This is a genomic window from Janthinobacterium algoris, assembly GCF_051380935.1.
GTDB lineage: Bacteria > Pseudomonadota > Gammaproteobacteria > Burkholderiales > Burkholderiaceae_D > Janthinobacterium.
Map to the genome: position 1 here is coordinate 12,306 of NZ_JBNYXZ010000004.1, position 15,284 is coordinate 27,589.

The following is a 15,284-nucleotide window of genomic DNA, read 5'->3' on the forward strand; positions in this document are numbered from 1 at the left end:
CTGGTATTGGGGGCACTCAGGTTGCTGCCATCGGGGTTGACCACGGAGAACCTCGTGCAGGTGAGCGAAGGGGAAATGGCACTGGCATTGACGCTAATGCGCTGTCCGGCCGTGCCGTTGAATGTGAGGCGGGCGTTCTGCTCCGCTAGCGTAGTCGTCACCGTAACTGCCGGTCCGTCAATCGCAATGGCGGCAGTCGTGTCAGGAGGGCTGGCCATGGCGGCAGGCGCTGAAACGATAAAATAGCTGAAGAAGAATACTGCCAGCAATCTAACGATAGTGATAAGCGATGGAAAACTCTGCATATCCTAGCCTCTATTTTTTCAATTCATTGTCGGACAATAAATAGCCAAGACAAACCATCCCACGCAAACGGTAGTTGCCAACAAAGATGTCGCGACAAGTCATGCGGCTTGCTTTAGTGCTTCTGGCTGACTCCGCTCCGGATTCAGCCAAACCTCCGCCTTCAATTGCTAGTCCCGAGTCGTGCCGGACCATCGCTCCGGACGCCGCTGTTTCGCGGCCTCGTAGACGTGCTCTCGGTGCCGCAGGATCGCGGCATCTCGGCCATCGTGGCGCTGTGCCGGCGTCACGAATTTCAGGCCGCTGTGTTTGTGCTGGTGGTTGTACCATTGCACGAATTTCAGCGTCCATTCGCGCGGCTCATCGATGCTGCCGAACGGCTTGTCCTGGTAGTTCGGCCGGTATTTACACGTCCGGAACAAGGACTCTGCGTAAGCATTGTCGTTGCTCACCTGCGGCCGACTGAACGACGGCGCCACGCCCAGTTGCTCCAGCATGGCGAGCATGGTTGAGCCCTTCATGGCGCTGCCATTGTCCGAATGGAGCACCAGCGGTCGGCCCGCCAGCCCTTCAGCCAGGCTGGTGCGGCGCATCAGGAGCGAGGCCAGTTCCGCCGATTCGGCCACGTGGACCTCGTGACCGACGATTTCCCGGCTAAAGATATCGAGCACCATGTACCAGTATTGGCCCTTCACGGCGGCCGGCATCGACGTAATTTCCAAACTCCAGACCTGGTTCGGGCCGGTGGCGCAGTGGCTGGTCAAGACACGACTGGCGGGCTTCTTCGCCCGGCCCCGGTGATGCTGCTGCGATGCCGCTTTCAACACACGATAGAAGATCGATTCCGAGGCGATGTACACGCCCCGGTCGGCCAGTGCCGGCACGATTTGGCTTGGGCGGCAGGCAGCCGAATTCCTCGCTGTTTGCAACGGCCAGTATCTGCGCGCGCTCTTCCTCGTTCAACTTATTGGCCGGCTCAGGGCGCGCACTGATCGTGCGGCTTGTCGGCGGCCACCGCTTCGTCGCCATCGCGCACCCAGCGCTGGAACGTACGCAGGCTCATTTCCAGCTCCTTGCACGCCGGCGCAAGACGGCTTCCGGCATCTACCGCCTCACGGACTAGTTCAATACATTTCAGGCGATCCGGGACGCTGGTCAGTCTTCCTCTTTGCCTTCCCAGATCGCCTGGGCTTTTTTTTCGCAGGATCAGCAGCGCGGCCGCTTCAGCCAGCGCTTTCTCCTTGCGACTCAAGTCTTTCTCCAATTCGCGGATGCGCTTCTTGTCTTCCTTGGCCTGCTTCTGCTGCTCGCGCGTGAGCGGCACCAAGCTGGCATTGGCCGACATGCAGGCCGCTTTCCACGCGGCGATTTGCTCGACGTACAGTCCCTTGCGGCGGCAATATTCCGCCAACTCGGCTGCGTTCAGCGCCGCCGTTTCCAGCACCACCGCGAACTTGTCTTCCGAGGTCCATTCCTCAGCATTTTTCCCACTACCTGGAACCGACGTTCCTTGATTACGAAGTTGACGGCGCCAAGTATAAAGGGGTTGCTCCGTGATTCCACTCTCCCGGGCCAACTCCGACACCGGCTTGTTTTGGGGCGGCATCATCTGCCGCAGTAGCGCTTCTCTTCGTTCTGCCGGATATTTGTTCACACGACTCTCTTGCCCGCCCCCGATACGTTTTTACTCATCAGGTGACGCGACAACTATTCTGACACCGGGGAAAAAACAGACTTCAAAATTAAGATTGAAACCTGTCAATATTTTTATTGCTTTCCATAATCATATATGGACATTTCAATTGCGCAATAATACTTTCCATGTGGATTGATTCAGCGCAAAAGTCACGGCCGAAACGCGGCCGTTCCTTCCCGCAGTGGCGGCTCAACCGCACCGTGTACGACGCGTTGGTGCGGGAAGGCGAAGCTCTGCATCCCGAAACCGCACAGTCGCCGGGCCAGCGCGGCCGCGGCAAACAATCGATCGCGGCCAACCTTCTGCGCCGCTTCCGCTTGCACGCCGACGCCGTCCTGCGCTTCATCAGCGACCCGGCCGTGCCCTCACCAACAACGTTGGCGAGCGCGCCGTGCGCATTCCCAAGGTCAAACAGAAGGTGCGACACGAAGTCGCTTACAGAAGTTATTCCTACTTCAACAGGAAGGAAGCATTTGCGTCACCAAATGAATCTAGGTGTTGCACTGTCTGACGTGATAGCCCAGCCAATTTCGCTAGACGTTGCTGCGTTAACCCGACGGCCAACCGGCGAGCACTAACTGCTTTTCCGACCTCGTAGATGTCCATGAACTGCTTTCTGTAAATGTATAAAATATTGTGACTGTTCAGCCGCTACGCGGCGATCTGGATAGGATTGCCATTGAAGGCCCGAAGCAGAACCTCGAGCATGCCAAGGCCTTGTTTGCGTAGCGTGTCGAGACATGAGCGGATGACGCAAAAATCCCCCTGTATCAAACTGTTGTTAGACAACTTCATCGCTCTAATTAAGGAAGTTGACACACATAGATTCTAAAATGACAATAGTAGCGGAACAGCCAGATGTTGGCCCGGGTGGTTTTTCTGACGGGGCCTCGCAGGGAGCCCGGAGGGCGAGCGCAGAGGCCCCGTCAGAAAAACCGGCAACCGGGTCGGAGGTTGTCGCCATGGCGCGCCGCCGCAAATTCACCACCAGCTACATGCAGCGCATCGTGCGCGAGGCCGACGCCTGCACCGCGTCTGGCGCCATCGGCGCGCTGCTGCACCGGGAAGGCCTGTACAGCTCGCATCTGGGAAAGTGGCGCCTGGAGGTCGCGGCCAGCGACGCAGCCACAGCGCCGAACAAGGCGCGCGGCCCCAAACCGGACGCAGCCAAAGCGGTCGACCGGCGCGTTGCCAGCCTGGAACTGGCTAACGAGAAACTGCGCAAAAAGCTCGAGCGGGCCGAGCAGATCATCGACGTCCAAAAAAAACTTTGCGAACTTCTGGGCTTGCCCACGGCAGGGGAAGCGCCGTGATGAGTGCCGCCGCCGGCCTCGTGGCGCTGCACGGCGCGCGCGCCGTGTGCCGCAGCCTGGGGCTGCCCCGCGCCAGCTATTACCGTGCGCAGCCGCCGCGTGCGCCGCTACACAAGGTGCGTCGGCCGCGCCGCTCGCCGCTCGCCCTGAGCGCACTCGAACGCCAGGGCGTGCTCGACGTGCTGCACTCGCCCGAGTACGCAGACGTGGCGCCGCGCACGGCGTACGCGATGCTGCTCGACGCCGGCATATTCCTGGCGTCCGCCTCGACCTTCTACCGCATCCTGCGCACCCACAGCGGCACGCGAGGGCGGCGCAACGAACTGGCGCATCCGGCCTATGTGCGCCCGGAGTTGCTGGCGACGCGGCGTGCGAGGTGTGGTCGTGGGATATCACCAAGATCAAGGGGCCGGTCAAGTCCGCGCATTTCCACCTCTACGTCATCCTCGATATTGATAGCCGTTACGTGGTCGGCTGGATGATCGCCGACTGCGAATCGGACACGCTCCAAGCTGGTCGCCGACCTGCTGGTCGACCTGGGCGTCGTCAAGAGCCACAGCCGGCCCTACACCTCCGACGACACCCCCTACTCGGAAGCGCAGTTCAAGACGATGAAGTACCGGCCCGACTTCCCGGAGCGGTTCCAGTCGCTGGCCGACACGCGCGCCTTCTGCCAGACGTTCTTTACCTAGTATAACTACGAGCACAGGCATTCAGGCATCGGCTATATGACGCCGGCGGCCATGCACACCGGCGTGGCGCCGATCATTTACAAACAACGCGAACAGGTGTTGGAAAGCGCCTTCTCGCAGCATCCGAATCGATTCAAAAACCGCCGCCCCCAGCCGCCGGCGCTGCCGACCGAAGCCGGGATTAATATGCCAAAACCAGGTTCTTTGGAGAATAAACAAGCCAAAATTGCTCCCTAAACTACTCGCAAAAATGGTCTCAAATAGTTTGACACGCTCCGAAGTCGCCCACCTTGTCGATGTCGAAATGGGCGATCTTCCTGCCATCGCGATACGCTTCGCAGTTGACGACGGCGGCGTGGGTACTCAGGTCCATGATAATTTTCGGGCTACGATGTCGGGCCGTCAGTATAGCGGAACGAAACTATCATTCTGTTAAGTTAGCCACCGTCGCCCGCAACGAAGCTTAAAACAGGCCGAACAGCGATTTTTTCGGGGCCGTGCAGGCCGCGGTAACGGGCGCCTCGATTTCCTGCTTGGCCGCCGGATCCGTCACATCGAACAGCATCTGCTTGCACTTGTTTTCACCCAGGAAGTGGAATTCCACCTGATATTTCTTGCCCGCTTCCGGCGTCAGCTGCAACGTCAGCGGGCCGCAGGAACCGGCACGCAAGCCGTGTTCGGCCGGCCAGTCGGCGTAAGCCTGCACCCAGACCGGTGCGCCCGCCGTCAGCGTCTTCTCCACTTCCGGCAGCACGCCCGTCATGCGCCGCGAACGCTCGACCATCTTCGAGATAAACGGCAACAATTTTTCGCGCAAGGTCGTGGCGTCATACACCTTGCCCGCCGGCGTGAAGTCCTTGCACTCTTCCGCGCTGCCACTGGTGCCGTAGTCCACCACCATCTGCTCGCCCGACGATATCAGGCTCAGTTTCGCAACCGTGGGCACGGCGGCCGCTTCCGCGACGACAGGCTGCGCCACCGGGGTTTCCACCGCCTGCTTCGCCACGACTTCGTCACCCGCCTCGGCCGCCCAGGCACTCACGCTGGCGGCAGCCAGCAAGACACTCAATACACCACGCACACTATCTTTACGCACAAGAAATCCAGATTCAAAGTAGGTTTCATCGAAACATTAGTTAATTCAACACAACTAACATTGCCATAAAAGATAATATATTAAATATTTCCATATGGCAATTTTATCTCGTGCGGTTTGCCAGCGCGCGCCACCGCCCACTGCCAGGAGCGCGGCATCAGCTGCCCAGTGCGGTACAGGCTGAGCTGGCCCGACACTTCCAGCACCACGCCGCGCGAGCGCACGCCGTCGATGGCGCGGCAGGCATCCATGTCCGTCATCTTGTTGACGGCATCGACAGACTCGGCAAAGTTATCCTGGCAGCCCGGATATCGCCGGCACCCAGGCATCATGGGGCGAAGACCGGACCTTGAGAAATAGCGGTATTATCCATTCAATATCACCCCAATTTAACATCCGCCATCGCATGCATTCATCCTCTGTCCCGGGCACCGAAGGGTATGCCGAAGATGCCGAGCAGCTCATTGCCCGGTATGAAAACGTAATCGCTGCGGATAAATACCAGGTCGTGCGCCATTTGCTGCCTGGACGGGCAGGCGCCGTGCTCGACATCGGGGCCGGGACAGGCACCGACTCGGCGTGGCTTGCCAGCCTGGGGCACAAGGTGGTGGCAGTTGAGCCCGTCGTCGCGTTCCGCGAGGCGGGCATGAAGACCCACGCGTCGTCCGATATCGAGTGGCTGGACGATAGCCTGCCCGCGCTTGCCGCGACAGGCGCACGTGAGGCCAGGTTCGACCTGGTTGTACTCGCCGCCGTCTGGATGCATCTTGCAGCGGAAGAAAGAAGCGAGGCGATGGGAAATATCAGCAAGCTGCTCAAACCGGGCACGTTGCTCGTCATGTCACTCAGGCATGGTCCCGCCCAGGCGAACCGGCGCATCTTTGAGGTCTCGGCCCATGAAACGATCGCCCTTGCGGCACGCCACCATATCAAGGTCGTTTTGAGTGCGCAGGCGCCGTCCGTTCAGCAGCAGAATCGCCAGGCGGGAGTCAGCTGGTCCTGGCTGGTTTTTTCAGCGATGAGAGATGCCGCAGCAGGCTAGCCCGTCGACATGACCGCATTCAGCGCGCGCCGCAATTCTTTCAACCGGGGCGGCTTGCCCAGCACGCAGTTGACGTGTTCGGGGTAGTCGCTGTCGGCCGCCAGGCGCTGGCCCCAGCCCGTGAGCATGATGATGGGCGTGTCCGGCGAACACTGGCGCACCGCGCTGGCCACCTTGCGCCCGTCCACGTGGGGCATGCCCAGGTCCGTGATGACCACCGCAAAGTGTGCGTGCCTGTCGCGCGCGGCCAGGAAGCAGTCGATGCCGGCCTGGCCCCCATCGGCGGCCACCACCTCGTGGCCGTCGATTTCCAAGATGTCGCGCAGGGACTTGAGCACCATCGGGTCGTCGTCCACCACGAGGATGCGCAGGCGTGGCGGCACGGCGTGGGCCGTGTCGGGCGCTTCCTCCCCCTCGCCCACCACGCAGGCGGGAAAAGCCAGGCGCACCGCCGTGCCCTGCCCAGGCGCCGTGAGGATGTCGATGCTGGCGCCATGGCGCTCCATCATGCCGTACACCATGGCCAGGCCCAGGCCCGTGCCCCGCTCGCCCTTGGTGGTGAAAAACGGTTCCAGGCAGCGGCGGCGCGTATTCTCGTCCATGCCGATGCCCGTGTCGCCCACCTCGATCTGCACCTGGCGCGCCGTCTGGCCGGGCATGCCGATGCAGCTGGTGCGCACGGTCAGGGTGCCGCCGTCCGGCATGGCGTCGACGGCGTTGAAGACCAAGTTGGTCAATGCTTCGCGGATTTCGCCCACACTGCCGGGCAGCATGGGCAAGTCATCCGCCAGCTCCGCACGCAGGGCGATGACGATGCCGCGCTGCTGCGGCATGTCGCTCCAGCGCGCGCGCGTCAGGTCCAGCACCTGCTGCGCCACCAGGTTGGCGCTGATGGGCGACAGCGCCAGTTGCGGTTCGCGCTGGCGGTAGAATTCGCGCATGCGCGCTACGGTGGCGGCCACGTCGTCGATGGCGCGCTCGATGACTTCCAGGCAATGCCGGCCCTGCGGACTGAGATTGGTTTCCGTCTCCAGCAGCGATTCCGTGTACAGCGCCACGGGAGAAATGGCGTTATTGATGTCGTGCGCGATGCCGCTGGCCATCTGCCCCAGCGCGCGCAGGCGCTCCTGCTGCATCACCGACTGCTGCGTCTGGCGCAAATCGTCGTACGCGCGCTGCAGCGCGCCATAGAGCTTTGCCTGGTTGGCGGCCAGCGCCACATGCTCGCTCAACTGGCTGAGAAATTCGCATTCGCCGCTGGTAAAGCTGTGCGCCGCGCGGCGCGCCACGATCAGGATGCCGAAAACCGTGTTTTCAGCCAGCAGCGGCGCCATGACGAGGGCGCTCAGCCCCCCTTGCGCCAGCCGCTGCGGAAACGGAAACGCCACCTCGGCGATGTCGGCTTCATACACGAGCTTGCCGCGCACGCAACTCGACAGGCCATTCTCATCGATGGGGATGTGCGCCTGTTCGCCCATCATGAAGGCATGCGCCAGCGCTTCGCTGCGTACGCCCACGCACGTCACCTGCAGCGCGTGCTGGGACGGCTCGTACAGGCAGATGCAGCTGAAATCGATGGGCAGCTGGTCTTCCAGGCTGCGCACCACCACCTGGAAGATGCTGCGCAAGTCCTGCCGCTCGCCGATCGAGCGCGTGATCTGCTGCAGCAGGTTCAGGCGTTCGAGCTGTTCATGCACCTTGCGCTCGGCCAGCTGGCGCTCGGCGATCTGCGTTTCCAGGGCGGCATTCGTGTGCGCCAGCTCGTCGCGCGAGACGGTGGTGCGCCGCAGCTTTTCCGTCATGCCGTCGAAGGCGCGCGCCAGGTCGCCGATTTCATTCTTCGTATGCACGCCGAGCGCAAAATCGAGCTTGCCGGCGCCGACGATCAGGGTGCCCTGACGCAACTTTTCCAACGGTCCCGTGACGCTGGTCATGGTGAAGTAAATCAGGCCGGCCACCAGCGCGATGATCATGCCGCCGAACAACATTACGGCCACGTTGGCCCGCTGCTGCGCATCGAGCACGCCTTGCCGGCTCAATTCGGACAGCCTCATCGCGTCCGAGATCATGCCCTGCACCTTGCCCATGATCTGGCCGGACAGGCGCGACTCCAGTTCGCCCAGCACCTCGCGCCGCTGCGGGTCCTGCCCCAGCTCCCGGTGATTCGCGACAAACAGCTCGAACAGAGCGCCCACGCCGGCCAGGTCGCCCTGCAATTCGCGCAACAGCGCGCGCTCCTCGCCGGTGCTGAAGGCGGGCGTGGCCAGCAGGCCCGTGGCCAACGATTCGCTGCGTAGCTGCCACTGGGCCCGCGTGCGCGCGCTATGGTACAGCGCATACTCAATCGACAAGTAGCGCAGCGACGTGACGGCTTGCAGGATATCGCCTGCGGCCTTGTTCTTCGCCAGTTCACGCTGCATCGCCATGGTGGTGGAGAACAGCACGGCGACGATGATGGCCACTAGCACCACGCAAAACAGTTGGGCCAGCTTGAAGCGCGTTACGATTTTCACGGTGGCTTTCTCAATGAATGACCGTCACGGCCGATGGCGCCACGACTTCCAGGCCATCCAGGTAGACGGCATCGAGGAAGTTCGGCATATCGCCGTTCCCGGGCAGGCGGTTCTTGATGGCCCAGCGCGCCTCGTCTTCCAGCGCCAGCAGCAAGCCCTGGTCGAGCACAATGCCAAACTGATAACTGTGCCAGGCCGCCTGCAGGCGCGCCGCCTCGCTGGCCGAGGCGCTGGAAAACAGGGCGCGCGCGGCGTCGGGCTCGTCGCGGCAAAAACGCGCACCGGCCAGCAGCGCGCGCAGCACCTTGCGCATGGTCGCCGGATGACTGCGCACATAGCCGCCCGTGCCGGCCACATTGAACAGGCCCGCATACACGTCCTCGCCATAGAAGATAGCCGCGTTGCCTGCAATCGCATGCGTCAGGCCCGTCAGAAAGGGTTCCCAGCCGGCCGCCGCGTCGACCTCGCCCCGCGCCAGCGCACCGACCAGCTGGTCCGGCGTGTAGTTGCGCAAGATGACTTCGCCGGGCAGCAGCTTCTGGCGGTTCAGGAAAGCGTCCAGCGTGAAATGGCCGGACGTGCCCAGGGTCACGCCGATGCGTTTTCCCTTCAGGCTGGCGGGCGTGGACACGCCACGGTCCAGGCGCCCCACGATGCCGTGGTCGCGCTCGGCCTCGAAGATGCTGGCGATGATGACGACGGACTGGTTCTGCAGGCTGGCCAGCACCACGGGGATGTCGGACACGGTGCCCAGGTCGGCCCTGCCCTGCAGCACGGCTTCCAGCGATGCCTTGCCCGACGAATACGGCTGCAGTAGCGCCTCGATGCCCTCGCGCGCGAAGTAGCCCTGGGCGCGCGCGGCAAGCACGGGGCAGCTGCCCACGTACTCGGCATTCACGGCCAGACGCAGCACTTCCACGGGGCCGGGCGGCGCAGCGGCACGGGCATTGAACCGCCAGATGGCCGTGGCGGCAAGCGCCAGCAACAGCGCGACGGCCGCCAGCCAGATCACCCGCCGCACCGGCGCTGTGCCGTTCATGCGCTGCGCTGCGCCGTGGCCGACTCCAGCGCGCTGTTGATGGCCTCAGAAAACGCCACCACGTCGATCGGCTTGCTGAGATAGCGGTAGAAGCCCGCCGCCAGTCCCTGGCGGATATCGCCTGGCCCGGCCACGGCCGTCAGGGCGATGACGGGGATATGCGCAGTGCGGGCATCGGCGCGCAGCAGCTGCATCACTTGCGTGCCGCTGATGTCGGGCAGGTCGCTGTCCATCAGTATCAGCTGCGGCAGGTGGCGGCGCGCCAGGTCCAGGCCCGCCTGGCCATCGCCGGCCGACAGCAGGTCGAGGTCGGGGCGAAAATGGATCAGGCCCGCCACCAGCGCCAGATTCAGGGGATTGTCTTCCACATACAGCAGCGTCTTGCGGTCCGGCAGCCGTATCGTTTCAGCGGGCCGGGCAATGGCGGGCAGGCGCGCACTTTCCTGCAGCGGCTGGAGCGCCGGGCAACTGGCGATATCGAGCCAGAAGGTGCTGCCGCGTCCGGGCGTGCTGGCCACGCCTATCCTGGCCTGCATGGCTTCGGCCAGGCGCTTGCTGACCACCAGCCCCAGGCCCGTGCCCTCTTCGTCGCGCGCATCGCGTCCCAGGCGGTTGAAGGGCTGGAACAGCGCTTCGAGCTGCGCGGCGCTCATGCCGCCGCCCGTGTCGCGCACGGACAGGCGCAGCTGCCGCGCATCGACGGGTTGGCAATCGACGTGGATCTCGCCCTGTTCGCGGTTGTACTTGACGGCGTTTGACAGCAAATTGAGCAGCACCTGCTTGAGGCGCGTGCGGTCGGCCAGCACGTGCAGTCCGCCCGCTTCCACGAACGTCAAGGTGATGCCGCGCTTGTGCGCCAGCGGTTCCATCATTTGCCAGCACTCGTGGTAAATGTCGGCCAAACCCACGGCTTCCATCGACAGCGACATATTGCCCGACTCGATTTTGGCGATGTCGAGGATATCGTTGATCAGGGTCAACAGGTGCCGGCCCGCGCCGAAGATGTGCGACGCAAAGGTTTTCTTTTCCTGCGCCGTCGAGGGGATGGAATCGGACATCAGCATCTGCGAAAAGCCCAGGATGGCGTTGAGCGGCGTACGCAGCTCGTGGCTCATGCTGGACAGGAAATTGGTCTTTTCCTGGTTCGCCCGCTCGGCCACTTCGCGGGCCAGCTGCAAATCCTTGTTCATGGCGTCAAGTTCGGCCGTGTGCTGGCGCAGCAGCAATTCCAGGCGCGCATTGGCGATGCGCAACTGGCGCGTTTCCAGCGCCCGGGCCAGTATCAGCAGGATACCCGAGACCTTGAACGGCTTGACGACATAATCGAGCGCACCCGCCTTCATGGCTTGCACGGCCGAGGCGATCGTGCCTTCGCCCGTCATGATGATGCAGGCCAGGTCCGGATCGATCTGGCGCGCCGCTTCCACCACGGCGATGCCGTTCATGCCCGGCATCATCAGGTCGACCAGTAGCAGGTCGAACGATTCGACAGCCAGCAGGGACAGCGCCGCCTCGCCCGAAGCCAGCCCCGTCGTGTCGTAGTACTGGCCCCGCAGGGTGTCGCACAGCGCGCGCACATGCGCCAGTTCGTCATCGACGATCAGTATCCGCGGCAGCATTGATGAGCTGTTCATGCATTCTCCTGACGGCATGACCTTGCGGACCGGGAACTTGCCCCGCAACATGCGTTCCGAGCATAGCACTTGAAAATTACTAAAAATACACGCATTGTCACGCGCGCGGCGGCGCAAGGGTGCTAGGCGACCTCGGGAAGCCCCCGCAGCAGCTTATCCAAGGTCACCGGATACTCACGCACCCTCACCCCCGTCGCGTTATACACGGCATTGGCGATGGCCGCCGCCACGCCGCAGATGCCCAGTTCGCCCACGCCCTTGGCTTTCATGGGCGAGGACATGGGATCGGTTTCATCGAGGAAGATGACGTCCTGGTGCGGGATGTCGGCGTGCACGGGCACTTCGTAACCGGCCAGGTCGTGGTTGACGAAGAAGCCGCGGCGCCGGTCGACCACCAGTTCTTCCATCAGGGCCGCGCCCACGCCCATGGTCATGGCGCCGATCACCTGGCTGCGCGCCGCTTTCGGGTTCAGGATGCGGCCGGCTGCGCAGACGGCCAGCATGCGGCGCACACGCACTTCTCCCGTGTCGCCGTCCACGCCCACTTCGACGAAATGCGCGCCAAACGTCGATTGCTGGAATTTTTTGTCGAGGTCGCCGTATTCCATATGGTCTTCGGCCACGACATCGCCATGGAAGGCGGCGGCAGCGAGCGGCACGCTGCGCTCGCCCTGGCTCACTTGTCCATCGGAAAAACGCGCTTCCTTTTCATCGAAACCCAGCTTGCCGGCGATGGCCTGGCGCAGGCGCACGCAGGCCGCGTACACGCCGGCCGTGGCACTGTTGCCGCCCCACTGGCCGCCCGAACCTGCCGAAACGGGAAAATCCGAGTCGCCCAGGCGCACGATGACCTTGTTCAAGGTCACGCCCAGCATTTCCGCCGCCGTCTGGGCGATGATCGTGTAGCTGCCCGTGCCGATATCCGTCATGTCCGTTTCCACCGTGATCATGCCCTTGCCATCGAGGCGCACGCGGGCGGCGGATTGCATGACGAGGTTGTTGCGGAAGGCCGCCGCCACACCCATGCCCACCAGCCAGCGGCCGTCGCGCCGCGTACCCGGCCGCGCTTGCCGCTCCTTCCAGCCGAATTCCACGGCGCCCGTGCGCAGGCAGTCGATCAGGCGGCGCTGGGAAAACGGCCGGCTGGGCTTTTCCGGGTCCACTTTCGTGTCGTTCAGGATGCGCAAGACGATGGGGTCCATGTTCAGTTTTTCCGCCATCTCGTCCATGGCGATTTCCAACGCCATCAGCCCCGGCGCCTCGCCCGGCGCGCGCATGGAGTTGCCTTCCGGTAAATCGAGCACGGCCAGACGCATGGCCGTCATGCGGTTCGGCCCCGCGTACAGCAGCCGCGTCTGCATCACGGCCGTTTCCGGTTGGCCGCCTTTGAGGTCGCCCGACCACGATTCGTGGCCGATGGCCGTGATCTTGCCGTCGCGCGTGGCGCCGATGCGCAGGCGCTGGATGGTGGCGGGCCGGTGCGTGGTGTTGTTGAACATCAAGGGCCGCGTCAGGGCCACCTTGACGGGGCGCCGCACCGCGCGCGCGCCCAGCGCCGCCAGCAAGGCTTCCGCGCGCACGAACAGCTTGCCGCCGAAGCCGCCGCCGATATAGGGCGAGACGATGCGCACCTGGTCTTTTGGTATGCCCAAAGTACGGGCCAGGTCGCCGCGGCCCCAGTCCACCATCTGGCTCGCCGTCCAGAGCGTCACCTTGTCGCCCTCCCAGGCCGCTATCGAGGCGTGCGGCTCCATCATTGCGTGCGACTGGTCAGGCGTCGTGTAAGTGGCGTCCAGGCGCACGGGGGCATGGGCGTAGGCGCCGGCGAAGTTGCCCGTCTTGCTGTCGGGCTTGCCGTCCTTCGGCTTGGTCGCGCCGCCCTTGGCCTTGGCCAGGTCGAAAACGCCCTGCTGCTGGACATACTTCACGTCCAGCAACTGCGCGGCCGAGCGGGCTTGCTCGAAGGTTTCCGCCACCACCAGCGCGATGGCCTGGTGGTAATGCTGGATCTCGGGGCCACCCAGCAGGTTTGCCGTGTTCATCTTGCCTTTGCCTAATTTCCCCGCCGATTCTGCCGTCACCACGGCCAGCACGCCAGGTGCGCGCCGCGCAGCGCCGGTATCAAGCGAGGCAATGCGGCCCTTGGCAATCGCCGCGCCCACCACGTAGCCGTAGGCAGCATGTGGTGCGGCAGCGTGTTGCTCATACGCGTACGGCGCCGTGCCCGTGGTTTTCAGGGGGCCGTCGATACGGTCCGTGGGACGGCCGACGACCTTCAACTGGTCGATGGGGTTGGTGGTCGCAGGTGTCGTAAATTTCATGGCCCTAGCCTTTCTGTGCGGGTGCTGTCGCCATCACGGCCGCTATTGTGCGCTGCGCCAGGATGACTTTGAAGGCATTGTCGGCCGTCGGCTTGGCGCCCGCCAGCAGGCGTTCACTCACGGCGCCGGCGCCGGCGGACATGGCCTGCTCCGCGCCGGCAACCCGCCACGGCTGCGGCGCCACGCCGCCCAGGGCCAGCCTGCCCTTGCCATCGGGCAAGATAATCGCCGCGACGGATACCAGCGCAAACGCATACGAGGCGCGGTCGCGCACCTTGCGATACACGTGCGTGCCGCCAATGGGCTTGGGCAAGGTCACGCTGGTGATCAGTTCGCCCGGCTGCAATACGCTTTCCAGTTGCGGCGTGTTGCCCGGCAAGCGGTAAAAATCGGCGATGGGGATGCTGCGTACGGCGCCGTCGGCCCGCACCGTATCGATGCCTGCGTCGAGTACGCGCATGGCCACGGCCATATCGCTGGGGTGCGTGGCAATGCAGGCATCGCTGCCGCCCAAAATAGCCAGCGGCCGGCTGAAACCGCCGATGGCGGAACAGCCGCTGCCCGGCACGCGCTTGTTGCAGGCCTGGTTCGTGTCATAAAAATATGGGCAGCGCGTGCGCTGCAGCAAGTTGCCGGCCGTCGTCGCCTTGTTGCGCAATTGCGCCGAAGCGCCGGCCAGCAAGGCGCGCGACAGCACCGCGTAATCGCGGCGCACCGTGGCGTGCGCCGCCAGCGCCGTGTTGCGCACGAGGGCGCCGATGCGCAAGCCGCCGTCGGCCGTCGTTTCCACCGTATCCAGCGCAAGGCCATTGACATCGATCAAGTGCGCGGGGGTTTCGATTTCCAGTTTCATCAAATCGAGCAGATTCGTGCCGCCGGCAATGAACTTGGCGCCTGGCGTGCGCAAGGCTGCGGCGGCCGCTTCGGCGGGTGTGGCCGCCTTCTGGTAGCTGAACACTCTCATGCCGGCCTCCCCGCCACCTCGGAAATCGCCTCGATGATGTTGGAATAGGCGCCGCAGCGGCAAAGATTACCGCTCATGCGCTCGCGCAATTCTTCCGGCGTCGCCTGCGGGCGCGCGTTCAAGTCCGCGCTGACGTGGCTGGGGATGCCCTGACGGATTTCTCCCAGGGCGGCGACGGCCGAGCAGATTTGCCCCGGCGTGCAGTAGCCGCATTGATAACCGTCATGCGCGATGAAGGCGGCCTGCATCGGGTGCAGTTTGCCGGGCGTGCCCAGCCCTTCGATGGTGGTGACGCTGGCGCCATCATGCATCACGGCCAGGCTCAGGCAGGCATTGATGCGCTGGCCGTCGAGCATGACGGTGCAGGCGCCGCACTGGCCGTGGTCACAGCCCTTTTTTGTGCCCGTCAAGTGCAGGTGCTCGCGCAAGGCGTCGAGCAAGGTGGTGCGCGTGTCGAGTTCCAGGCTGTGGCGCCGGCCGTTGACTTCCAAATTGACGTTCATCAGCACGGGCGGCGGGGAGGCAGCGGCCTGGCTGGCCGAAGTCACCGCTTCCGCCGCTCCCGCCACGCCGGGCACTGCCACTGCCGTGGCCGACAGCGCGCCGGCGATCAGCAAGCCTCGCCTGCCGGCATTGATGTGATTACAGTCTGTCATCTCGCGCTTCCTCCT

The 15,284-nt window shown here is 63.7% G+C and carries 11 protein-coding genes and 2 pseudogenes; 2 read left to right on the forward strand and 11 right to left on the reverse strand.

Annotated features, from left to right (window positions below; translation table 11 throughout):
* From ACQ4W7_RS07010 to ACQ4W7_RS07020, 3 genes and pseudogenes are all read right to left on the reverse strand, one after another.
* The coding region (locus ACQ4W7_RS07010) for a hypothetical protein (protein ID WP_436529406.1) at window positions 1-305 on the reverse strand (305 nt) is incomplete at its 3' end.
* Between the two features lie 99 nt (window positions 306-404).
* Window positions 405-1,957, reverse strand: a pseudogene (locus ACQ4W7_RS07015) (IS3 family transposase).
* A 492-nt stretch (window positions 1,958-2,449) separates the two neighbouring features.
* A complete protein-coding gene (locus tag ACQ4W7_RS07020; protein ID WP_143451830.1) occupies window positions 2,450-2,605 on the reverse strand; it encodes a helix-turn-helix domain-containing protein in 156 nt (51 codons plus the stop codon).
* 341 nt (window positions 2,606-2,946) lie between these two features.
* Here ACQ4W7_RS07020 and ACQ4W7_RS07025 point away from each other — a divergent pair.
* Window positions 2,947-4,241: pseudogene (locus ACQ4W7_RS07025) on the forward strand (integrase core domain-containing protein); the annotation flags it as partial.
* Window positions 4,242-4,467: 226 nt separating this feature from the next.
* Here the strand turns inward: ACQ4W7_RS07025 and ACQ4W7_RS07030 are convergent.
* Both ACQ4W7_RS07030 and ACQ4W7_RS07035 read right to left on the reverse strand, forming a co-directional pair.
* Complete coding sequence (locus tag ACQ4W7_RS07030; protein ID WP_143451831.1) at window positions 4,468-5,100, reverse strand: hypothetical protein; 633 nt, start codon at window positions 5,098-5,100, stop codon at window positions 4,468-4,470.
* Between the two features lie 80 nt (window positions 5,101-5,180).
* A complete protein-coding gene (locus ACQ4W7_RS07035) occupies window positions 5,181-5,432 on the reverse strand; it encodes a hypothetical protein (protein ID WP_436529408.1) in 252 nt (83 codons plus the stop codon).
* Between the two features lie 74 nt (window positions 5,433-5,506).
* On the opposite strand from ACQ4W7_RS07035, the gene ACQ4W7_RS07040 reads away from it, so the two are divergent.
* Window positions 5,507-6,142 (forward strand): class I SAM-dependent methyltransferase, encoded by a 636-nt coding sequence (locus tag ACQ4W7_RS07040; RefSeq protein ID WP_436529410.1) that lies wholly within the window; start codon window positions 5,507-5,509, stop codon window positions 6,140-6,142.
* Here ACQ4W7_RS07040 and ACQ4W7_RS07045 read toward each other — a convergent pair.
* From ACQ4W7_RS07045 to paoA, 6 genes are all read right to left on the reverse strand, one after another.
* Window positions 6,139-8,655 carry an ATP-binding protein gene (locus tag ACQ4W7_RS07045; protein ID WP_436529412.1) on the reverse strand — a complete coding sequence of 839 codons (2,517 nt, stop codon included), beginning with the start codon at window positions 8,653-8,655 and terminating at the stop codon, window positions 6,139-6,141. The genes ACQ4W7_RS07040 and ACQ4W7_RS07045 overlap by 4 nt on opposite strands.
* A 10-nt stretch (window positions 8,656-8,665) precedes the next feature.
* Window positions 8,666-9,694, reverse strand: coding sequence for an ABC transporter substrate-binding protein (locus ACQ4W7_RS07050; RefSeq protein WP_436529414.1), 1,029 nt, complete (start codon window positions 9,692-9,694; stop codon window positions 8,666-8,668).
* A complete protein-coding gene (locus ACQ4W7_RS07055; RefSeq protein WP_426074381.1) occupies window positions 9,691-11,328 on the reverse strand; it encodes a response regulator in 1,638 nt (545 codons plus the stop codon). Before ACQ4W7_RS07055 ends, ACQ4W7_RS07050 begins: the two co-directional genes overlap by 4 nt.
* Before the next feature lie 122 nt (window positions 11,329-11,450).
* A complete protein-coding gene (paoC, locus tag ACQ4W7_RS07060) occupies window positions 11,451-13,649 on the reverse strand; it encodes an aldehyde oxidoreductase molybdenum-binding subunit PaoC (RefSeq protein ID WP_436529417.1) in 2,199 nt (732 codons plus the stop codon).
* 4 nt (window positions 13,650-13,653) lie between these two features.
* The gene (locus ACQ4W7_RS07065) at window positions 13,654-14,613 is read right to left on the reverse strand and encodes an FAD binding domain-containing protein (RefSeq protein WP_436529419.1); all 960 of its coding nucleotides are present in this window, start codon (window positions 14,611-14,613) and stop codon (window positions 13,654-13,656) included.
* On the reverse strand, window positions 14,610-15,269 hold the full coding sequence (paoA, locus tag ACQ4W7_RS07070; RefSeq protein WP_436529421.1) for an aldehyde dehydrogenase iron-sulfur subunit PaoA: 660 nt from the start codon (window positions 15,267-15,269) through the stop codon (window positions 14,610-14,612). The genes ACQ4W7_RS07065 and paoA overlap by 4 nt, the downstream gene beginning before the upstream one ends.
* Window positions 15,270-15,284: the final 15 nt, after the last annotated feature.